Raw genomic sequence first — 21,449 nt, 5'->3', positions numbered from 1 at the left:
AAGAGTTCACCAGCATGTAGTCTGGCCGTCAATCGACGAAGGAACCCGCCATGCCGCTCGAATTCGCCCCCTCATCGGACCAGGCCCTGCCGATATGGCCGGTTGCGAAAGACGCCGGGATCCCGCCCGAGGCAGCGGCGGGAGACTGGCCCGCCGCCTGCGGTTTCACCGGCAAGGCCGGGGAAATCTGCCTCTTGCCCGCAGCGGATGGCGGCTTGTCCGGGGCCCTGTTCGGGCTTGGCGATCCGGCCCGCGCCCGTCGCGAACGCTTTGCCTTCGCGCGTGCCGCCACCTCGCTGCCCAAGGGCGATTGGCACCTGATGGATCTTCCCGACGGTTTCAACGCGGAAGAGGCGGCGCTTGGCTGGCTTCTGGGGCAATACCGCTTCACCCGCTACAAGGGCAGCCCCCCGAAGGAAACGCGCCTCACCTGCCCCGAGAATGTGGACGCAGACCGGATACTTGCCATCGCCGCGGGCGAATTCCTGACCCGCGACCTGATCAATACCCCGGCCAGTGACATGGGCCCGAAACAGCTTGAAGCCGCCGCCCGCAAGCTGGCCAACGAGATCGGCGCCAGCGTCGAGGTGACCACCGGCGATGCCTTGCTGAAATCCAACCTTCCGATGATCCATGCGGTCGGCCGCGCGGCCGAGCAGGCACCCCGCCTGATCGATATCCGCCTTGGGGAAAGCGGACCGATGCTGACGCTGGTCGGCAAGGGCGTCTGCTTCGACACCGGCGGGCTGGACATCAAGCCGCCCGCCTCGATGGGCTTGATGAAAAAGGACATGGGCGGCGCGGCAACCGTTCTGGGCCTGCTGAAGATGCTGGCGGGAACCGGGGCGGCGCAGGGCTTGCGGCTGCGCGTTCTGATTCCGGCGGTCGAGAACAGCATCGCGGGCAACGCCTTCCGCCCCGGCGACGTGCTGGGCAGCCGCAAGGGGCTGAGCGTCGAGGTGAACAATACCGATGCCGAGGGGCGGCTGGTGCTGGCCGATGCGCTGACCCTGGGAGCCGAGGAAAATCCCGACCTGATGATCTCGATGGCAACGCTGACCGGCGCGGCGCGGGTGGCGCTTGGCCCCGACATCCCGCCCTTCTACTGCGATGACGACGCCACCGCGCAGGCGATCTCGGCGGCCTCCATGACAACGGGCGATCCGCTGTGGCGCATGCCCTTCTGGGAGCCTTACGAGACGATGATCGAACCCGCCATCGCCGATCTGGACAATGCGCCATCGGGCGGCATGGCCGGTTCGATCACCGCCGCGCTGTTCCTGCGCCGCTTTGCCGAAGGTGCGGGGCGTTATGTCCATATGGATATCTATGGCTGGCAACCCACCGCTGCGCCCGGACGCCCCAGGGGCGGCGTCGGTCAGGGCGCGCGCGCCATCCTTGCCGCTTTACCCGATCTGCTGAAATGAACCATGACCGCCGCCTGACCCCCGCGACCGAGCGGGTCGCGCTCGACAGCCTGCGCGGCAAGCTCGACCGCCCGGAATACACGGCCGGAGAGCCTGCGCGGATGGCTGTCCCGCTTGCCGATCTGATGAGCGCGCCCGATGGTCATCGCGACCGGCAGGTGATTTTCGGCGCCGACTTGACCGTAATCGAACGTCGCGACGGATGGGCCTTCGTGCAGGCCGCGCTTGACGGCTATTGCGGATGGCTGCCCGAGGAAACCCTTAGCCCCGAATTGCCGCCGATCACCCATCGCGTGACGGCGCCAGCGACCCATCTCTACCCTGCCGCCGACATGAAGCAGCCCGAGATCTGTATGCTTTCCATCGGCGCGCGGCTGGCGGTCGAGGGGACCGAGGGGCGCTTCGCCCGCCTTGTCACCGGCGGTTACGTGCCTCTCCAGCATATCGACGACCGACCTGTCCGTGATCCGGTCGAACTCGCCGAGACCCTGTTGGGCACGCCCTATCTTTGGGGCGGGAACAGCCGTTCGGGGCTGGATTGCTCGGCACTGGTGCAGATCGCACTGACCGCTTGCGGTATCCCCTGTCCCGGAGACAGCGACCTGCAACGCGACGCTTTTCCCGAAGCGGAACAGATCCGGCGTGGAGACCTGCTGTTCTGGCCGGGCCATGTCGCGCTGGCCGTATCGGCGGATCTGATGATCCACGCCACCGCATGGAAAATGGCGGTGATCCGGGAAAACATCCCCGACGCCATCGCCCGGATAGACGCGGCAAGCGACGGGCCGTTCCTGGGCATTCGCAGACCCGGAGGGTGACGGCTTGTTGAAACGGGTCCGCCACGCGCATCGGTGCCGCCCGTCGGAATCGGGGTTCGCCGGGTTCTGAATGAAGTGCCGGGGATGCGTTCCGCGATGGCCGGGGCTCTGCCCCGTCGCGCTACGCGCGACTCCCCGGGATATTTCGCATGAAGAAGAAGGGCTGAGCCAAGGGCGGTTGTTCCCGCTGTGATCTACAGGTTGAAGACCCGCTCGGGCTGGACCGTGCCGCCCTGGTAGCGCCCGATGCAGACGGGTCCCTCGGCGTCGCTGACCCAAATCGCCTGCCCCCATTCGGCGGTGCCCGTCACCTCGCCCGGATTGCCATTTCGGATCCGCCGCGCGCCGTCTGGTGTGGCCCGCAGCATCGGCATATCCTCAAGCGCGGCTTCCAGTGGCAGAAGCCGCTCTTCCAGCCATGCCTGCGCCTCGCGGTCGATACGCTCGAACGCCACGCCGTCCTCGACATCGAACGGTCCGGACCAGATCCGGCGCAGCCCGGCGACATGGCCGAGGCAGCCCAGTTCGCGCCCCAGGTCCCGGGCAATGGATCGCACGTAGCCGCCCTTGCCGCAGACCATTTCCAGTCGCGCGGTATCGCCATCCGTCTCGATCAGCGACAGGCTCTCGACCCAGAGCGGACGGGCGGTCAGTTCGACCTCCTCGCCCTCGCGCGCCAGGTCATAGGCGCGCTCACCATCCACTTTCACCGCCGAATAGGCAGGAGGAACCTGCATGATCTCGCCCGTGAAACCCGCCAGCGCCGCCTCTATCTGCGCCGGTTCCGGGCGGCTATCCGAGCGCCGGACCACTTCCCCCGATGCATCGTCGGTGGTCGTTTCCGCGCCCCAGTTCACGGTGAAATCATAGCATTTCAGTGCGTCGGTGATATAGCTGACGGTCTTGGTCGCCTCGCCCAGGGCCACTGCCAGAACCCCCGTCGCATCCGGGTCCAGCGTGCCCGCATGGCCCGCCTTTTTCGCGTCCAGCGCCCAACGCAGCTTGTTCACGACCGAAGTCGAGGTCACGCCCGCGGGCTTGTCCACGATCAGCCAGCCATTGATGTTGCGGCCCTTCTTTCGTGCCATCGGAACCTCGCGAATTGGAAGGCCGAGGGCATAGCCCCGGGCGCCCAGCCCGTCAACCGGCGCTTTCCACCAGTCCGATGATCGGTCCTAGACTGCGCCCAAAATCGGCCCGGTTCACCGCCGGCGCGTAAAGCCGCGAGATCGAGCCGTCGAAATAGAGCGCATCGCGCACGCCCAGCCCATCGCGGAACAACCGCCCGAATTCGTGGAAGGTCACCGGCCGGTCCGAGATCACGAACCATGCCTTTTGCCCGTCGGGAGAGACTCCCACGCCGTTGCGGACATAGCGGCTGTCCGAATCGACCAGGAAACGCGGATGCAGATCGCCATCGATCACCAGCATCGGCCCCGATTGCGTGGCCAATCGGCAATCGGGCCGGACCTTGGCAAAGGCGCGGCTTTCGATCACCTGGAACGGCCGCGTCCCGCCGGTGCAGAATACCCCATTCGGCAGCATCCCGAAATTGCCGCCACCCGCCGCCGTGGTGATGGGCGACAATTCCTTGCCATCGACGATCAGCAAGCCGACGGGGCGATAATCGGGATGAAACATCCCGGCATTCATCGCGAAGGACAGGCTTTCGCCCGCGCCAAGCGTCTTGCGGACATTGCCGAAATTGCGCAGCGGCTTGCCATCCGCCCCGTCCTGCCACAGCTTCAGCGCGGGTTCCTGCTCTGCCGGGACCTCGCAGACGACATAGCCATTGCCGTCATGGCTCATCTTGCCGCATTCGGCGGCAGCGGCGGGCAGGGCCATCGCCAGCACCATTCCCGCTGCAACGCCAAGCCGGCGCCGCAGGTCAGGCTTCATCGTCATCCGGGGCCTCGACATCGCGGCGGACGCGCTCATCGGCAAAGAGGCGGCGCGTATCGTCCATGCGATCAAAGGTCTCGTCCAGTTGGAACCGCAGTTGCGGCGCATATTTCAGCGTCATCTCCTTGGCGATCAGGTGACGCAGTTCGGGCGCATTGCGGCGCAGCGCCTCCAGCGCCTCCTCTGCCTCCTGCCCGCCCAGGGGCAGCACGAAGGCCGTCGCCACCTTCAGATCGGGCGAGGTGCGTACCTCGCCCACGGTGATCGAATGCCGGTTCAGATCCGGGTCATGCACATCCGCGCGCAAAAGCACGTCGGAAAGAGTGCGCCGGATCAATTCGCCCACGCGCAGCTGCCGCTGTGACGGGCCCTTACCATGAGAAAAGCGGTTCTGTGCCATGCGTCCCGATGTAGGGGGTCGCGAATGGCAAAGCAACGGGATATGACGCAGGAAAGCGTGGGGGTGACAGATGATTGATAGCCAACAGGTAGAAAGCGGGTTGCCGGGAATCGTGGTGACGGGCGCATCGGGCCGGATGGGGCAGATGCTGATCCGGCTGCTTCTGGAAAGCGATCAGGCCAGGTTGGTCGGCGCACTGGAACGTCCGGGGCATGATTGGGTCGGCCGCGATATCGGCGAGGCGATGGGCGGGGCTGCAGTCGGCGTAACGGTCAGCGACGATGCGGTGACAGAGATCGCGCGGGCGCAGGCGGTGATCGACTTTACCTCTCCGGCGGCGACGGTGGCCTTTGCCGAGCTGACCGCACAGGCCCGCGCCGTGCATGTGATCGGCACGACCGGACTGGAGGAATCCGATCTCGCGCATCTGAAGGCCGCCGCCCGCCACGCGCCGATCATCCGCGCGGGCAATATGAGCCTTGGCGTCAACCTGCTGCTCGGCCTGACCCGCAAGGTCGCCGCCGCCCTGGGCGAGGACTGGGATATCGAGGTGGTCGAGGCGCATCACCGTCACAAGGTCGACGCTCCCTCGGGCACTGCCCTGATGCTGGGCGAGGCCGCCGCCGAGGGGCGCGGCGCCAGGCTGGCCGATCTGCGGGTTCCCGCGCGCGAGGGCATCACCGGTGTGCGCGAAACAGGCAGTATCGGCTTTTCCGCCATTCGCGGCGGAGACGTGGTCGGCGAGCATGACGTGATCTTTGCCGGGGCGGGTGAGCGTATCGTGCTTCGCCATCTCGCCACCGACCGCGCCTTGTTCGCCCGCGGCGCCATCCGCGCCGCCCTGTGGGGGCAGGACAAGGGGCCGGGCGAATACGACATGGCGGATGTGCTGGGGTTAGGTTAGCTCCTTCGCGAATGATCCAGGCAAGCCATTCCCTTCTTCTTCATGCAAGTATCCCGGGGTCTGGGGCAGAGCCCCAGCCTTCGCGGGACGCGAAAGCCCGACGATCACGGCTGGATCGAACAACAGCCTGACAGCATCGCCGGCTTGTCGCCATGCAGGATCACATGCGCCTCAAGCCCGAAAAGCCGGTCCGACATTCCGTCCGAACAGATGGCCCGCGTCGAGGTCACCGTGATCCCCTCGGCCACGACCGCCCGCATCGGATCGCGGAATACCCCGGTTCCCAGCACTGCCTGAATCGGCCGCGCGTCGTCCTCCATGTCGGGACGGCTCAAAAGCAACTGATCGGCCTGTCGTTCCAGCCCCCAGAATGGCTCGGTCCCGAAACAACGGAACCCGTCAGGCAGTTTGTCATCCTCCCAGACATCGACCCGATAGGCGAGATAGGCCATGGAAACCCATCCCGAGGCCTCGCCATTATTCACCCGACCCCAGCCCCCGGTCTCTTCGACCACCTCGATCTCCGTCGCATCCGGAGCCAGCGTGCCGATGATCTCGGCTCCGGCATTGGGCTGCGCGCGGATATTCAGCACGTCATCTGTCGCCACCTTCGTCACGTCAAACAGCGTTGGCAGGATATATTCCTGCGTCGCAAGGGCCGGGCCGGCCAGCATCATCAACAGAATGGTAATGCGTAGCATCCCATGCTCCCCATCAATATCAACCCGGTGGGCAGTCTCACATGGCAATGGCCATTTGCACAGCGGATTCCACAAGGTAGAAGCGGCTCATGATAACGCATAGCCTGATCGCCGACGAAAACCTGACCGCCGCGCTCGCGCGGATGCTGGCGGCCACCGCGCGGCCCGGCCTGACGATCCTGCTGGACGGTCCCGTCGGCGCGGGCAAGACGCATTTCGCGCGTGCCTTCATCCGTGCCCGCCAGGGCGAGGCGGCCGAGGATGTGCCCAGCCCGACCTTCACGCTGGTGCAGACCTATGACGACCCGATGGGAACCGAGATCTGGCATGCCGATCTCTACCGTCTTACCGACCCATCGGAACTGGACGAGTTGGGACTGGATGAAGCGCAAGGCCAAGCCATCTGCCTGATCGAATGGCCAGACCGGATGGAGGTGCTGCCCGAGGGTGCCTTGACCGTTTCGATCGCCAGCCATCTCGATCCGGCCTTGCGCGAGATCACCCTGATCGGAGGAACCGATACGCAGCGGGCACTCCAGCGCAACCGCTTCGCTGCCAGTGCGGGATGGGGAGAGGCTCGGGTCGAGCCATTGGCAGGGGATGCCTCGGCCCGGCGCTATTTCCGGCTGATCGGTCCCGGGGGGAATGCGGTTCTGATGGACGATCCCTCGGGCGATGTGCCGCGATTTGTCGCCATGACCCGCTGGCTGCGCGGTCACGGTTTCGGCGCGCCGGAAATACTCGCCGAGGATCAACAGGCAGGATTGCTGCTGGTCGAGGACCTCGGCGATGATCTCGTGGCGCGGGTGCTGGAAGACCGCCCCGACACGGCCCCCGAAATCTATGACCGGATCACCGATTTCCTGGTGGAACTGCATCGTCACCCTGTCCCCGATTTCGTCGCACCCCTCGACGGTCCGAGCCTTGCCGAGCAAGTCGGACTGTTCGCCGAATGGTATCCGCAGGCGGTCGGAGCTTCCGCCGAAATGGCCGCGGGGATCGCCCCCGAGATCGCCCGGCTACATGCCGAACTCGCCGCGGATATTCCGCCGGTCCTCGGCCTGCGCGATTTTCATGCCGAGAACCTGATCTGGCGTGACGAGGCCCCGCTCGGGCTGATCGATTACCAGGACGCGGTGGCCTGCCACCCCGCCTATGACCTTGTCTCGGCGCTGCAGGACGCCCGCCGCGATGTCGCGGAAGACATCGAAACCGCCTGCATTGCCCGCTACCTGGAGGCGACCGGGATGGACGGGGAGCGTTTCCACGCCGCCTATGCGCTGCTCGGGGCGCAGCGGAACCTGCGGATCATGGGAATTTTCACCCGTCTCTGCATCCGCGACGGCAAGCCTCGCTACCTTGATTTCATGCCCCGGGTCTGGGGCTATATCCGCCGCGACCTCGCGCATCCCGCGCTTGCCTCGCTCGCTGCGATCGTCGGTGAATTACCGGAACCCGATGACGACATTATCGAAAGGATCCGCCGCCGATGCGCCCAGCCCTGATGATCTTCGCCGCCGGGCTCGGCACGAGGATGCGGCCCCTGACCGACAACCGCCCCAAGCCGCTGATCGAGGTCGCGGGCCAGACCCTGCTGGACCGCGCGCTGGCAATGGGCCGGGAGGCGCGGCTTTCGCCAATCGTGGTCAACAGCCATTACCTTGGCGCCCAGATCGCGGATCACCTGGCCGGACAGGATGTCGCCATCAGTGATGAATCCGACCTGCTTCTGGATACCGGCGGAGGGCTGCGCAAGGCGCTGCCGCTCTTGGGCGGTGGGCCGGTGATGACGTTGAATCCCGACGTGGTCTGGTCCGGGCCGAATCCCCTTGCCGCATTGTGCGAGGCATGGGACGAGCGGATGGACGCGCTGTTGGCGCTGGTGCCCATCGCGGCGGCGACGGCGCGGGTCGGCGGGGGGGATTTCTCCATGGATGCCACGGGCCGGCTCGCCCGGCGCGGCGATTTCGTCTTTGCCGGTGCGCAGATCATCCGCCCGGAACGGCTGGCCGAGATCCCCGATCGGATGTTCTCGCTGAACCGTATCTGGGATGTGCTGATCGCCGAGGGGCGTGCCTTCGGGATGATTCACAGAGGCGGCTGGTGCGATGTCGGCCGGCCCGAGGCGATCCCGCTGGCCGAGGCGTTGCTGACCGATGGCTGAATGGGAAAGCGGCCTCTTCGCGCTTCCTCCCGGCGTCGATTTCGCCGGGGAATTCGTGGCGGGGTTCCTGGAACGCATGGCCAGCCAGCCGCCCGAAGCCATCGCCCGCGTCACCATCTATGCCAATTCCGGCCGCACCCTGACAGCGTTGCAACAGGCTTTCGACGATCACGGCCCGCTATTGCTGCCGCAATTGCGCGTGATCACCGATCTCGGCGCCGGTCCGGCGGCGGATCAGGGGGCGCTGGCCGCGCTACTGGCCCGCAGGCTGCAATTGGCGCGGCTGATCGATCAGCTCTTGCGGACGCGCCCCGATCTGGCGGCAGGCCATTCGGTGCCGGAACTGGCCCGTTCGCTCACCGGGCTGATGATCGAGATGCAATCCGAGGGATGCGGCCCCGAGGCATTGGAGACCATCGATACCGGCGATCATGCCCGCCATTGGCAGGATGCGCTCGGGTTCCTGCGCATCGCCGCGAAATTCTACCTGACCGGCGCTCAGGTCGACCGCCCCGCCCGTCAGCGCGCCCGCGCCGAGATGGCCGCCGCCCAATGGTCCAGGGCGGAAAACCTGCCGGAAGCGCCGGTGATCGTGGCAGGCTCGACGGGCTCGCACGGGGCGACACGAATGTTCATGCAGGCGGTCGCGGGATTGCCGAATGGCGCCGTGGTTCTGCCGGGTTTCGATTTCGACCAGCCGCAGGCAATCTGGGACAGGCTCGATGCGGAAGGCGAGGATCATCCACAGGCGCGCTTTGCACCTCTGATCAAGGCGGCGGGTCGCCCGCGTCCCTGGACCGCCACCCGGGCACCCGCACCGGATCGAAACAAGCTGGTCTCGCTTGCCCTGCGCCCCGCTCCTGTCACCGATCAATGGATCGCCGATGGCCCCACCCTGCCCGATCTGCTGCCAGCCTGCGAGCATCTCACGCTGATCGAGGCCGACCAGCCCCGCAGCGAGGCCGAGGCCATCGCGCTGCTCATGCGCGAAGCCGCCGAGCGCGCACAGCCGATCACGCTGATCGCCGCCAATAGCGGGTTGATCCGGCGTGTGGTCACGGCACTGGACCGCTGGCATCTGCGTCCGGACGATAGTTCCGGCCAGCCGCTGCACCTGACCGCGCAGGGGCTTTTCCTGCGCCATCTCGCGGCGCTGTTCGGTCAGCCGCTGACCATCGACCGGCTGCTGATCCTGCTGAAACATCCGATGACGGCGACCGGTTCAGAGGTGGTCGGTTCCAACGAGGCCCGGCTTCAGGCCCGTGAGCTGGAGCTGCACCTGCGCGCCCATGGCCCGGCCTTTCCCGATGGCAGCGCCTTGCGCAACTGGGGAAGTAAGGGGGACGGGGCGCGCAAGGCATGGGCGGACTGGCTGGCCGGCATCCTCGACCGGATCGCGGGTTTCGAGACCGATCGTGCCCCCCGCCCATTGCCCGACCGGCTGGCGGATCTGCGCGGCCTGGCAGAGGCATTGGCGGCCGGACCCGATGGCAATGCCAGGAGTTCGGCGCTGTGGACCGGCAAGGCGGGGCAGCAGGCCGCGGCCATAATGGACCATATGGCGGCCCATGCCGCCGAAGGCCCGCCGATGCCTCCTGCCGATTTCACGGCATTGCTGACCGACGAGTTGCAGGCGCAATCGATCCGCGACGATGTCGAACCGCATCCCCTGCTGCGCATTCGTGGCCCGAGGGAGGCGCGGACCGAGGGACATGGCACGGTCATCCTCTCGGGGTTGAACGAGGGCGAATGGCCCCAGCCCCTTGATCCCGATCCGTGGCTGTCGCGGCAGATGCGCAGGCAGGCCGGACTGACCCTGCCCGAACGGCAGATCGGATTGGCCGCGCATGATTTCCAGCAGGGCATCGCCGCCGGGCAGGTGATCCTGACCCGCGCCAGGCGCAATGCCGAGGCCGAAACCATTCCCTCGCGCTGGCTGAACCGGCTGACCAACCTGATGGCGGGATTGCCGGATCGCCGCGGCCCGCAGGCATTGGCCGATATGCGGAAACGCGGTGCAAAATGGCTGGTGATGGCTGCGGCGCTGGCGCGCCCCGATGGGCAGGCCCTACCCGCGCCCCGCCCGTCCCCCGTTCCCCCCACCCCGTCATTCCGCGAATTGCCGGTCACCGATATCTCGTTGCTGATCCGCGATCCCTACGCGGTCTATGCCAAGCGCGTTCTCGGGCTGCGCCCGCTGAACCCGCTGCGTCCCGAACCCGACGCCGCCCTGCGCGGCCAGACCCTGCACGGCATCGTCGAGCGTTTGCTGAGGACGAAACCGGGCCCCGACACCCCGGCAGAGCGCCTTCGGGCCGAGTTCCTGCGCATCACCGCCGAGGTGCTGGAGCAAGGGGTGCCTTGGCCCGCCGCCCGCGCCTTCTGGCAGGCCCGGATGGAGGCGATCGCCGACCGTATCGTGGCGGATGAGCTGACCCGCCTGGCCGAAGGGCATCCGCAGGTGATCGAGCGGCGCGGCGCGGTTTCGGTGACCGGCATGGATTTCCGCCTGACCGCCAAGCCGGACCGGATCGATCTGCTGAATGACGGGCGGGTGACGATCTATGATTACAAGTCCGGCTCTCCGCCCACCGACAAGCAGATCGCGTATTTCGACAAGCAATTGATCCTCGAGGCCGCGATGGCGAGGCGCGGCGGCTTCGACGCGCTTGGTCCGGTCGATGTGGCCGGCATCCGCTATATCCAGCTGGGTGGCGAGGGTCGCACGCATGGGCGCCAGTATTCCCCCGAGATGGAAACCCAAAGTTGGGACGGGTTTGTCCGGCTGATCGGCGCCTACCTGTCGGGCGGTGCCGGTTTCACCTCCATGCGTTCGCCGGAAAAGACCAGCTATGCAGGCGATTACGATCATCTCGCGCGATATGGCGAATGGTCGCTGACCGATCCCGCGCAACCCCAGAAGGTCGGCGATCATGGATGAGGCGACCCGCAACCAGACCGAAGCGGCGGATCCGGCGAAATCGACATGGCTGACGGCCAATGCCGGATCGGGCAAGACCCGGGTTCTGACCGACCGTGTGGCGCGGCTTCTGCTGGCCGGAACCGCGCCGGAACGCATCCTCTGCCTGACCTATACCAAGGCCGCCGCGACCGAGATGCAGAACCGTCTTTTGAAGCGGTTGGGCAAATGGGCAATGCTGCCCGAACCCGAATTGCGGAAAGAACTCGCGCAATTGGGCGAAAGCGGCAATCCCGATCTGGCCGAGGCGCGGCGGCTCTTCGCGCGTGCCATCGAGGCTCCGGGCGGGTTGAAGGTGCAGACCATCCACAGCTTCTGCGCTGCCCTGCTGCGGCGCTTTCCGCTGGAGGCCGGGGTGCCGATGGGCTTCGCCGAGCTTGACGACCGCAGCGCTCGCGCCTTGCGCACCGAAATCGTGGAAGAAATGGCCGATGAGGGTGATCCGGCGATCCTCGATCTGACGGCGCTGCATTCGGGCGACAATCTGGACAATTTCCTGGCCGGGCTGTCCGAGGCCGATTTCGCAAAGCCCCCCGATGCGGATGCTATCTGGGCCGGTCTGGACCTGCCGCCGGGGTTGGACGAGGGGGCATTGCTGGCCGAGGTTTTCGACGGCGGTGAGGGCGATCTGCTCGCGGCACTGGTGCCGATCCTGCAAGGCGGCAAATCCACCGATCAGAAGCTGGCCGACAGACTGCGAGAGGGCAATTGGTCAGCGCCGACACAGGCCGAGTTCAGGTTGCTGGCCGACACACTATTGACCGGCGAAAAGGCGAAAGAGCCCTTCACCGCGAAGATCGGCAGCCTTCCGACCAAGGAGCTGCGTAGCGGCCCCTGCGCGCCCATGATGCCCGATCTCGAAGCGTTGATGCTGCGCGTGCAGGACAGCCGCCCCCGGATGCTCGGCCTTGCCATCGCGCGCAAGACATTGGCGCTGCACCGCTTTGCCCATGCATTCACGCGGCGGCTGGCGACACGCAAGGCGGCGCATGGCTGGCTGGATTTCGACGATCTGATCCGTCGCACTGCCCGGCTCTTGCGGGAATCCAGCATGGCGCAATGGGTCTTGTGGCGGCTGGATGGCGGCATCGATCATATCCTTGTGGACGAGGCGCAGGATACCAGCCCCGAACAATGGCGGGTGATCCGCAGCCTGACCGCAGAATTTACCAGCGGCGCGGGGGCAAGCACCCATCCGCGCACGCTTTTCGTGGTCGGCGATCCGAAACAGTCGATCTATTCCTTCCAGGGCGCCGATATCGCGGTTTTCGAGGAAATGCGCGACCTGTTCGACAGGGATTTCCACGCGATCCAGCGCCCCATGCAGCAGCGCGGATTGTCGCATTCCTTCCGCTCTTCCCCGGCGATCCTGTCGCTGGTGGACGCGGTATTCCGGGATGGCGCCGCCGAAGGGCTGGGGGATCCGCCGTGCCATATCGCCTTTCGCGACGACCTGCCCGGGCGGGTGGATATCTGGCCTCCGATCCCCGAGCCGGACAAGCCCGAGCATGGCGACTGGACAGAGCCGGTCGATGCACCGGCCGAGAATGCCGCCGACACGCTGCTGGCCCGCGCCATCGCCAGGCAGATAAAGGCGATGATCGGCACGCCCATCTTCGATACCAAATCCGAGCGGGTGCGCGCCATCGGCCCCGGCGACATCCAGATCCTCGTCCAGCGCCGGGCGGGTCTGTTCGAAGAACTGATCCGCGAATGCAAGGCGCTGAACCTGCCCGTGGCCGGGGCGGACCGGCTCAAGCTGGCGGCGGAACTTGCCGTGCGCGACATCACCGCAACGCTGTCGGTGCTGGCCACGCCCGAGGACAACCTGTCGCTGGCCGCCGCGCTGCGCTCGCCACTCTTCGGGTTGTCCGAGGACGATCTTTACCGGCTCGCCTCTGGGCGTGGGCGCACCTATCTCTGGGAAAAGTTGCGCGCTTCCGGCCATCGGCAGGCATCGGACATCCTGAACGACCTGCTGAACCATGCCGATTATATCCGCCCCTATGACCTGATCTCGCGGCTGCTGACCCGGCATGGCGGGCGCAATGCCCTGCTGGCCCGCTTGGGCGTCGAAGCCGAGGATGGCATTGACGAGCTCTTGTCGCAGGCGCTGGCCTATGAGACGGTCGAGCCGCCTTCGCTGACCGGCTTTCTTGTCTGGCTGTCGGGCGACGAGGTCGAGGTCAAGCGCCAACTTCCCGGCGGCTCGGGCGGGCTGATCCGGATCATGACGGTGCATGGGTCAAAAGGGCTGGAAAGCCCGGTGGTGATCCTGTCCGAGACACAAAAACGTCGCAGCGACAACCGCGCACGCACCGTCCGGATCGCGGATATGCAGACATGGCGCGGCAGTGCCTCGGAGCGCCCCGAGCCCATGGCCGAGGCGGTCGGCGCACAGGCGCGGCGGCAGGAGGAAGAACGGCGGCGGCTGCTCTATGTGGCGATGACGCGGGCGGAAAGCTGGTTGATCGTGGCTGCGGCGGGCGACACCGGGACCGGGCTTGAAAGCTGGCACGGCATGATCGTCGAGGGCGCGGGCCGGGTCGGGCTGGCTTCGACCAATATCGAGGTCGAAGGCATCGGCACCGTGCGACGCCTTTCCTTCGGCAACTGGCCCGCTGACGAGGTTTCCGCCGAGAACGCCCCCGCAGATCATGTATCACTTCCGGAATGGGCGCAACGTCGAGCCGCGACATTTCCGCGGCCACCCCGCCCCGTCGCGGCGACATCGCTTGGTGGAGCCAAGGTGCTGGGTGCGCCGGTCGAGGACGCCGATCCTGCCGCCGCCATGCTGCGCGGCACCCGGTTGCATCTGCTGCTCGAACATCTGCCCGGCACCCCCCCCGCGGAATGGCCCGATCTGGCGCAGGCGGCATTGGCCGGGGCCGAGGGCGGTCTGCCGGACGAGGACGAGATGGCGGCCCTGATCGCCGAGGCCCGGGCGGTGATCGAGGCGCCGGAACTGGCCGAGGTGATGGAGCCCGCCCCCGACGCGGAGGTTCTGCGCGAGGTTCGCCTGACCGCGAAAGTTCCGGGCATCGGCCCGCTGCACGGAACCATCGACCGGCTGGTGCTGCGCAGGAATGAGGTCCTGGCGGTGGACTACAAATCCAACGCCGAGGTCCCGGCGCGGCCCGAGGCCACTCCGAACGGTATCCTGCGCCAGATGGCGGCATATCGGGCGGCGCTGCGGCTGATCTATCCCGGACATGCCGTCCGAACCGCCATCCTGTGGACCGCGACGCGCGACCTGATGGCATTGCCGGACCCACTACTGGACGAAGTAATGGAAGCCCTTGACCACGAGACCTCGCGTCCATAGCTGTTGGAAGAACCCTTACCGCCGGAGCTTCCGGCCCACGCCCTTCAAGGAGCATCGAACATGGCTACCGTGCATGTGAATGACACCGACTTCGACAACGAGGTCCGCAAGGCCGACACCCCGGTTATCGTGGATTTCTGGGCTGAATGGTGCGGGCCGTGCAAACAGATCGGCCCCGCGCTGGAAGAACTGTCGGACGAATATGCAGGCAAGCTGAAGGTCGTCAAGGTCAATGTGGACGAGAACCCGGAACAGGCCGCCGCCCTTGGCGTGCGCGGCATCCCGGCGCTGTTCATGTTCAAGGACGGCGAAGTCATCTCGAACCGCATGGGCGCGGCGCCGAAAGCCGCGCTGAAAAGCTGGATCGACGAAAGCGTCTGATCCGAGACCGTCAGCCGCCCGGAGTCCTTCCGGACGGCTGACAGCCATGTCCCGCCCATTTTCGGACGGGAAACCGGCGATCATGTCCCGGCTTCGTCGTCCAGTTCGGGGTCCGGCAGATTCGTCTGGATCCAGCGCGGGCTGTGATGGATATCCACGGTCTCCAGGCGCCCCGGCCCGAGATTGTGGAACTTGTGCGGCACGTTGCGCGGCCCAAGCAGGACATCGCCCTCTTCCGCCTCGATCCTGCGGTCACCTATGGTGAAAAGAGCGCGGCCTTTCCTGATGACGAATAGCTCGTCATAGGGATGGACATGCCATTTCGGCCCCCTGCCCGGCGTGTCGTTGGAATAGAACAGCACCGTGATCCCGGCATCGATCTGCACGCCTTCGATATGACCATGCCAGGGATCCTGCCCCGATCCCCATGTCTCGCGCGGGACGCGAACCGCACGGTCGTTTTCCGATTTGTCCGTCATCTTCTCTCCTCCCCATTTGTGGGCCGCCGTCATTCCCGAGACGGCCACGAATCTATACCGGCCAACCGCCATTCCTCATCGCAGCCAGCAAGCGGTCATCCGCATCCGGTGCCATCATGTTCAAGCTGCCCTGCCGAAGGAACCAGTCCAGATAGGCCGCGAAATGCGGATCATGCCGCGGGGCGCGGGCCAGGGCCTCTTCGGCGCCCAAATCGGCCACGTTGAGCGCGATATGGTGAAAATCGACCTGCGCGAAGAGGACCGCCGGCTTCCCGAGGATATAGCCGTCAAAGGCAGTCGCGCTGTTCTGTGTCGCCACGAATGCGCAGTCGCGCAACAGCGCGCCGGTTTCGCCTCCGATGCTCAGGTTCGGAAAACGATTCGACAGGTCCTCGAGCGCGCCATGTCGGCAATGTCATATGTCTCGTTGGGATGCAGGGTCGCCACGGCGGGTCGCCCGGTCCGGGCGACCGCCTCGACCATCTCGACCGGGCTCATGGCCTGGAATGACCGTTGCTGCCGGATACGGCCCTGAAGCGGGATCAGCACGTAATCACCCCGCCGAGGCTCGGGCCCGGGCAAGACCCGCCGGCGCAGGCGGGTGGCGAAATCCTCGGCGGCATCCGCGTCAAGCAGTTCCGGGTCGAATCGCGCCCGCGCCACCGGCCAGCGCCAGCGTTCGGCCACCTGCTCCAATCTCCAGAAGGGATAATGATAGGCCAGACGGAAGGTGAGCGCCCGTGGATGGGTCGGGCGTTCCATGTTGAAAAGCGCGTAACCCGGCCGCTTCGGGGCCCGCGCCCTTGCCTCGTCACCCGATTTGTGGACCTCTATCCGCCAGCCCCTGTCCCCGAGAAGGTTGCTTAACCGGTTGATGAAACCGAGCTTTCCCGCGCGAACCGTTTGCAGGACCGGGTGATGCAGATAGATATGCAAATGCAGTGGCGTGCTCATGCATTGCAAGCTAATTCGGCCTTGCTCCGGTATCAACGGGTTGCGAAGCCGCAGCCGCACCCATATCTGACCCGAAACGACGGAGGCCCGGATGGCGGAAGACAGATTTCCAGGATGGCATGGCACGACGATCCTCGCGGTGCGGCGGGGCGGCAAGGTCGTGGTCGCGGGCGATGGCCAGGTCAGCGTCGGCCAGACGGTGATGAAGGGCTCGGCCCGCAAGGTGCGCCGCCTCAAGCCCGGCGGGCGCGACGTGGTGGTGGGTTTCGCGGGTTCCACCGCCGATGCCTTCACCCTGCTGGAGCGGCTGGAGACGAAGCTTGAGGCCGCGCCAGGACAGCTGCAACGCGCCTGTGTCGAACTGGCCAAGGACTGGCGCACCGATAAGTATCTGCGCAATCTGGAGGCGATGCTGATCGTCACGGATGGCGACCAGCTTTATGTCGTGACCGGCGCGGGCGACGTGTTGGAGCCGGAGCATGACATCGCCGCGATCGGCTCGGGCGGGAATTTCGCACTGGCGGCGGCGCGGGGCCTGATCGAGAGCGACCTGGATGCCGAGACAATCGCCCGCAAGGCAATGGCCATCGCGGCGGATATTTGCGTTTACACCAACGGAAACCTGACGGTTGAGACGATCGGCGGGTAAGGGGGCGCCGCCCCCTCGGCCCTGACGGGCCTCACCCCCGAGATATTTGGACAAAGAAGAAACAGCATAGGCAGAGCAATGACCGACCTGACACCGCGCGAGATCGTATCCGAACTGGATCGCTTCATCATCGGTCAGAGGGACGCCAAGCGTGCCGTTGCCGTGGCGCTGCGCAATCGCTGGCGGCGCAAGCAATTGGGTGATGATCTGCGCGACGAGGTCTATCCCAAGAATATCCTGATGATCGGCCCGACCGGGGTCGGCAAGACCGAGATCAGCCGGCGGCTGGCAAAGCTGGCCAATGCGCCCTTCATCAAGGTCGAGGCCACCAAGTTCACCGAGGTCGGCTATGTCGGGCGCGATGTCGAACAGATCATCCGCGACCTGACAGATTCGGCGATGATCGACACCCGCGAACGGATGCGCGAGGAGGTCAAGGCACGGGCGCATCACTCGGCCGAGGAACGGGTGGTCGAGGCGCTGGCCGGGGACGCCGCGCGCGAGGGCACAAGACAGATGTTCCGCGACAAGCTGAAGCGGGGTGAGCTTGACGACACGGTGATCGAGCTGGAGCTGCAGGATAATTCAAATCCTCTGGGCGCCATGGAGATCCCCGGACAGCAGGGGGCGGCCATGGGCGGGATGATGGACCTGTCGGGGCTGATGAAGGCCTTTGGCGGGCGGCGGGTCCGGCGCAAGGTGACGGTGGCGGAAAGCTATGACCTGCTGATCGCCGAAGAGGCCGACAAGCTGCTGGACGACGAGGCCGTCAAGACCGCCGCGCTGGAATCGGTGCAGGAGAACGGCATCGTCTTTGTCGACGAGATCGACAAGGTCTGCGCGCGCTCGGACGCCCGGGGCGGCGATGTCAGCCGCGAAGGCGTGCAGCGCGACCTGCTGCCGCTGATCGAGGGCACCACGGTCAGCACCAAATACGGCCCGGTCAAGACCGATCATATCCTGTTCATCGCCTCGGGCGCCTTCCATGTCGCCAAGCCATCGGATCTGCTGCCCGAATTGCAGGGGCGGCTGCGATCCGGGTCGAGCTGCGCGCGCTGAGCGAAGAGGATTTCGTCCGCATCCTGACCGAGACCGACAACGCGCTGACGCGGCAATATACCGCGCTGATGGCGACCGAAGGCGTTCAGGTCGGCTTTACCGAGGACGGCATCGCCGCGCTCGCCCGGATCGCCGCCGAGGTGAATGCCTCGGTCGAGAATATCGGTGCGCGTAGGCTTTACACCGTGATCGAGCGGGTGTTCGAGGACCTGTCCTTCGCTGCCCCGGACAAGAGCGGCGAGACCGTCAGCGTGGACGCTTCCTTTGTCGATGAGCATCTGGGTGATCTGGCGCGTTCGACCGATTTGTCGCGCTACGTACTGTAAGGGCCGGATGGCGGGAGCCGGTCTGCCCGCTGCTCCGGGAACGGTCACCCCGGATCACTTTGTCGACAGGTGACCCCGGGGGAGACTTGCACCCGCCTTCCCCTCGGGTCAGGTTCCTCTCGCAATAGAGGAGAACGTCCTGAACATGCGTCGCCCTGTCCTGTCCGCCACGATGGCGCTGTTGCTGGCCGCGCCACCCGCCCTGGCCGAAATGCCCGAGGGGATCAGCCATTTCACCCTGCCGAACGGGCTGGAAACCGTCGTGATCGAGGATCACCGCGCCCCGGTCGTCGTGCAGATGCTGTGGTACAAGATCGGCTCGGCCGATGAGCAGCCCGGAAAGTCGGGGATCGCCCATTACCTGGAACATCTCATGTTCAAGGGCACCGACAAGCTGGAGCCGGGGGAATTGTCCAGGACCGTGACGGCCAATGGCGGCATGGACAACGCCTTCACCTCTTACGATTACACCACCTATTTCCAGCGTATCGCCAGCGACCGCCTGCCCCTGATCATGGAGATGGAGGCGGACCGGATGGCCAACCTGAAGATCGGCGAGGATGACTGGCAGGCCGAACGGCAGGTGGTGCTGGAGGAGCGCGCGCAGCGGATCGACAGCGATCCGCGCGCCCTCTTTGCCGAAGAGCGCAATGCAGTTCAGTATTACAACCATCCCTATGGCCGCCCGGTCATCGGCTGGCGGGACGAGATGATGGGGCTGACCCGCAAGGACGCCATCGCATGGTATGACGCGCATTATGCTCCGAACGATGCGGTGCTGATCCTCGCGGGCGACGTAACCGCCGAGAAGGCGCGTGAACTGGTCGAGACATATTACGGCCCCATCCCGGCAAAGGGCGAGGCCGAGCCGCGCCTGCGTCCGCAGGAACCACGGCAGAATGCGCCCCGCAGGATGGAAATGCATGATGCGCGCGTCGCTCAGCCTCGGCTGGTGCGCAGTTACCTCGCGCCGGAGCGTGATCCCGGCGATCAGAAAACCGCAGCAGCACTGACCGTTCTGGCCGATTTGCTGGGCGGGTCGATGCAGACATCGGTCCTGGGGCAGAAGCTGGCAATTCCCGGCAAGGCGCTTTGGGTCGGTGCCGGTTACGACGGCCTGGCGGTCGATCAGACCACATTCACCTTGTCCATGGTTCCCGCACAGGGGATTGAATCCGGCAAGGCCGAGGCCATGCTGGACGAGGTGCTGGCGAAATTCCTGGAAACCGGCCCGGATCCGGATGATCTCGAACGGGTGAAAACCCGTATCCGCGCCGCGCAGATCTATGCCCGCGACTCGGCCCATGGACGGGCCTATGATTACGGTCAGGGTCTCGCGACCGGGCTGACAATCGAGGATGTGAACGACTGGCCCGATATTCTCGCCTCGATCACCGCCGAGGATGTCAGCAAGGCCGCCCGGACATTGCTGAACAGCAAGGCCAGCGTCACCGGCTGGCTTCTGCCCGCCGAGGACGATGATCCCCGGACCGATGCGCAAACGGCGACATCCACGCCTTCCACGACGCCTGCGAACCTCTCCGGACCACCGCCGGCGCGCCCCGCCCCACAGGATGCCGCCAAGCCCGAGGTGCAAGAATGATCCGTGCCGCCATTGCCCTTTTCTTCACGGTCATGGCCGTTCCGGCCCATGCCATCGACATCCAGGAGGTGACATCGCCCGGCGGCATCAAGGCCTGGCTGGTCGAGGATCACTCGATCCCCTTCGTCTCGCTGAGCCTTGATTTCAAGGGAGGCGCAAGCCTGGATGACCCCAAGAAACGTGGGGCCATCAACCTGATGACCGCCACTCTGGAGGAAGGCGCGGGCAAGCGGAACGCCACCGAATTCGCGCAGGCGGTCGAAGCCCTGGGGGTGAATTTCAGTTTCGATGTCGGAGACGATTCACTGAATGTCTCGATGCGCAGCTTGACCGAGAACCGCGACGAAGCCGCCGATCTGCTGGCGCAGGCCTTGTCGCAGCCGCGTTTCGACGAGAGCGCGGTCGAGCGGGTCCGGGCACAGGTGCAGGCCATCATCAAATCCGAAGCCACCGATCCGCAGTCCATCGCGGCAAAGGAGATGGCCAGGCAGGCATGGGGCGATCATCCCTATGCAAGCTCGACCAACGGCACCGCCGAATCCGTGGCGAAACTGACCCGCAAGGACCTGGTGGCCGCCAAGAACCGCGTTTTGGCGCGCGACCGCGTCGTCGTTGGCGTCGCGGGAGATATCAGCGCCGAAGAACTTGGTCCATTGCTGGACAAGATCCTTGGCGGCCTGCCCGAGAAAGGCACCGCCCCGCTTCCCGAAGAGGCAAGGCTGCAATTGACCGGCGGCGTGACGGTGATCGATTGGGACAGCCCACAGACCATCGTCAGCTTTGCCGGGCCGGGCCTGCCGATCGACGATCCCGATTACTTCGCCGCCTATGTGGCCAATCATATCCTTGGCGGCGGCGGCTTCAGTTCGCGCATGATGGATGAAATCCGCGAAAAACGCGGGCTGACCTATGGGATCGGCACCGGGCTGGCGACCGGGATTTACGGGCAGACATGGCAAGGCGGCATGGCCGGCTCCAATGATACAGTCAGTCAGGCGATCGACCTGATCCGGCAGGAATGGGACCGCATGGCGGAAGAAGGCGTGACGCAGAAGGAACTGACCGATGCCAAGACCTACCTGACCGGCGAATACCCGCTGCGCTTCGACGGCAATGGCAAGATCGCCTCGATCCTTGCGGGGATGCAGTTGATCGGCCTTCCTGCCGACTATCCCAATACCCGAAATGAACAGGTCGAAGCGGTAACGGCCGATGATGTCCAGCGCGTGGCAAAACGCCTGCTGCATTCCGATGAGCTGCGCTTCGTGCTCGTCGGCCGTCCGGAGGGGATCGAAGGAGACGCGCAGGAAGATGCCCGCGCAGCGGAAGATCAGCCGAAAGACAAACCGTAACCAGTGGCCGGAAAATCATTCCGAC

18 protein-coding genes and 1 pseudogene are annotated in these 21,449 nt (G+C 65.6%); 12 read left to right on the top strand and 7 right to left on the bottom strand.

Going from position 1 to position 21,449, the window contains the following annotated elements; all coding sequences use genetic code 11:
- Positions 1–50 precede the first annotated feature (50 nt).
- Together A7A09_RS07920 and A7A09_RS07915 are read left to right on the top strand one after the other, a co-directional pair.
- Entirely contained in the window at positions 51–1,427 is a 1,377-nt protein-coding gene (locus tag A7A09_RS07920; RefSeq protein ID WP_106690888.1) for a leucyl aminopeptidase family protein, read from the top strand.
- On the top strand, positions 1,424–2,245 hold the full coding sequence (locus A7A09_RS07915) for a C40 family peptidase (RefSeq protein ID WP_106690887.1): 822 nt from the start codon (positions 1,424–1,426) through the stop codon (positions 2,243–2,245). Before A7A09_RS07920 ends, A7A09_RS07915 begins: the two co-directional genes overlap by 4 nt.
- A 194-nt stretch (positions 2,246–2,439) precedes the next feature.
- Here A7A09_RS07915 and truB read toward each other — a convergent pair whose 3' ends face one another.
- The 3 genes from truB to rbfA are packed head-to-tail and all read right to left on the bottom strand — an operon-like array spanning position 2,440 to position 4,547.
- Positions 2,440–3,333, bottom strand: a complete 894-nt coding sequence (truB, locus tag A7A09_RS07910) for a tRNA pseudouridine(55) synthase TruB (RefSeq protein WP_106690886.1) — start codon at positions 3,331–3,333, stop codon at positions 2,440–2,442.
- Between the two features lie 52 nt (positions 3,334–3,385).
- The gene (locus A7A09_RS07905; RefSeq protein WP_106690885.1) at positions 3,386–4,144 is read right to left on the bottom strand and encodes a phosphodiester glycosidase family protein; all 759 of its coding nucleotides are present in this window, start codon (positions 4,142–4,144) and stop codon (positions 3,386–3,388) included.
- On the bottom strand, positions 4,134–4,547 hold the full coding sequence (rbfA, locus tag A7A09_RS07900) for a 30S ribosome-binding factor RbfA (RefSeq protein WP_106690884.1): 414 nt from the start codon (positions 4,545–4,547) through the stop codon (positions 4,134–4,136). The genes A7A09_RS07905 and rbfA overlap by 11 nt, the downstream gene beginning before the upstream one ends.
- A 70-nt stretch (positions 4,548–4,617) precedes the next feature.
- Between rbfA and dapB the strand changes: the two genes are divergently transcribed.
- Positions 4,618–5,451 (top strand): 4-hydroxy-tetrahydrodipicolinate reductase, encoded by an 834-nt coding sequence (dapB, locus tag A7A09_RS07895; RefSeq protein WP_106690883.1) that lies wholly within the window; start codon positions 4,618–4,620, stop codon positions 5,449–5,451.
- Positions 5,452–5,555: 104 nt separating this feature from the next.
- Here dapB and A7A09_RS07890 read toward each other — a convergent pair whose 3' ends face one another.
- Positions 5,556–6,152 (bottom strand): COG3650 family protein, encoded by a 597-nt coding sequence (locus A7A09_RS07890; RefSeq protein ID WP_106690882.1) that lies wholly within the window; start codon positions 6,150–6,152, stop codon positions 5,556–5,558.
- Positions 6,153–6,241: 89 nt separating this feature from the next.
- On the opposite strand from A7A09_RS07890, the gene tsaE reads away from it, so the two are divergent.
- From tsaE to trxA, 5 genes are read left to right on the top strand one after another with little or no spacing between them, the layout of a single operon-like run.
- Positions 6,242–7,657 carry a tRNA (adenosine(37)-N6)-threonylcarbamoyltransferase complex ATPase subunit type 1 TsaE gene (gene tsaE / locus A7A09_RS07885; protein WP_106690881.1) on the top strand — a complete coding sequence of 472 codons (1,416 nt, stop codon included), beginning with the start codon at positions 6,242–6,244 and terminating at the stop codon, positions 7,655–7,657.
- Complete coding sequence (locus A7A09_RS07880) at positions 7,642–8,316, top strand: nucleotidyltransferase family protein (protein WP_211341071.1); 675 nt, start codon at positions 7,642–7,644, stop codon at positions 8,314–8,316. Before tsaE ends, A7A09_RS07880 begins: the two co-directional genes overlap by 16 nt.
- Positions 8,309–11,257 (top strand): double-strand break repair protein AddB, encoded by a 2,949-nt coding sequence (addB, locus tag A7A09_RS07875; RefSeq protein ID WP_106690880.1) that lies wholly within the window; start codon positions 8,309–8,311, stop codon positions 11,255–11,257. Before A7A09_RS07880 ends, addB begins: the two co-directional genes overlap by 8 nt.
- Complete coding sequence (gene addA / locus A7A09_RS07870) at positions 11,250–14,621, top strand: double-strand break repair helicase AddA (protein ID WP_170167048.1); 3,372 nt, start codon at positions 11,250–11,252, stop codon at positions 14,619–14,621. Before addB ends, addA begins: the two co-directional genes overlap by 8 nt.
- Positions 14,622–14,681: 60 nt before the next feature.
- Positions 14,682–15,002, top strand: a complete 321-nt coding sequence (gene trxA / locus A7A09_RS07865; protein WP_076522408.1) for a thioredoxin — start codon at positions 14,682–14,684, stop codon at positions 15,000–15,002.
- Positions 15,003–15,082: 80 nt separating this feature from the next.
- Here trxA and A7A09_RS07860 read toward each other — a convergent pair whose 3' ends face one another.
- The 3 genes from A7A09_RS07860 to A7A09_RS07855 are packed head-to-tail and all read right to left on the bottom strand — an operon-like array spanning position 15,083 to position 16,435.
- Positions 15,083–15,481 carry a cupin domain-containing protein gene (locus tag A7A09_RS07860; RefSeq protein ID WP_106691059.1) on the bottom strand — a complete coding sequence of 133 codons (399 nt, stop codon included), beginning with the start codon at positions 15,479–15,481 and terminating at the stop codon, positions 15,083–15,085.
- 52 nt (positions 15,482–15,533) lie between these two features.
- Positions 15,534–15,818 carry a hypothetical protein gene (locus A7A09_RS21385; RefSeq protein WP_245999221.1) on the bottom strand — a complete coding sequence of 95 codons (285 nt, stop codon included), beginning with the start codon at positions 15,816–15,818 and terminating at the stop codon, positions 15,534–15,536.
- A 26-nt stretch (positions 15,819–15,844) separates the two neighbouring features.
- Positions 15,845–16,435, bottom strand: coding sequence for a hypothetical protein (locus tag A7A09_RS07855; protein ID WP_245999219.1), 591 nt, complete (start codon positions 16,433–16,435; stop codon positions 15,845–15,847).
- 91 nt (positions 16,436–16,526) lie between these two features.
- Here A7A09_RS07855 and hslV point away from each other — a divergent pair, with 91 nt between their 5' ends.
- The 4 genes and pseudogenes from hslV (at position 16,527) to A7A09_RS07835 (ending at position 21,424) form a co-directional block, all read left to right on the top strand.
- Positions 16,527–17,084, top strand: a complete 558-nt coding sequence (hslV, locus tag A7A09_RS07850; RefSeq protein ID WP_106690878.1) for an ATP-dependent protease subunit HslV — start codon at positions 16,527–16,529, stop codon at positions 17,082–17,084.
- 78 nt (positions 17,085–17,162) lie between these two features.
- A pseudogene (gene hslU, locus A7A09_RS07845) lies at positions 17,163–18,469 on the top strand (ATP-dependent protease ATPase subunit HslU).
- A gap of 145 nt (positions 18,470–18,614) precedes the next feature.
- Positions 18,615–20,072, top strand: coding sequence for a M16 family metallopeptidase (locus tag A7A09_RS07840; RefSeq protein WP_106690877.1), 1,458 nt, complete (start codon positions 18,615–18,617; stop codon positions 20,070–20,072).
- The gene (locus A7A09_RS07835; protein WP_211341070.1) at positions 20,069–21,424 is read left to right on the top strand and encodes a M16 family metallopeptidase; all 1,356 of its coding nucleotides are present in this window, start codon (positions 20,069–20,071) and stop codon (positions 21,422–21,424) included. Before A7A09_RS07840 ends, A7A09_RS07835 begins: the two co-directional genes overlap by 4 nt.
- Positions 21,425–21,449 lie beyond the last annotated feature (25 nt).

The sequence above is a fragment of the Paracoccus methylarcula genome, assembly GCF_003007735.2.
GTDB lineage: Bacteria > Pseudomonadota > Alphaproteobacteria > Rhodobacterales > Rhodobacteraceae > Paracoccus > Paracoccus methylarcula.
Note: the sequence above shows the minus strand (reverse complement) of the source record. Positions and strands in the feature narration are given on the sequence as shown.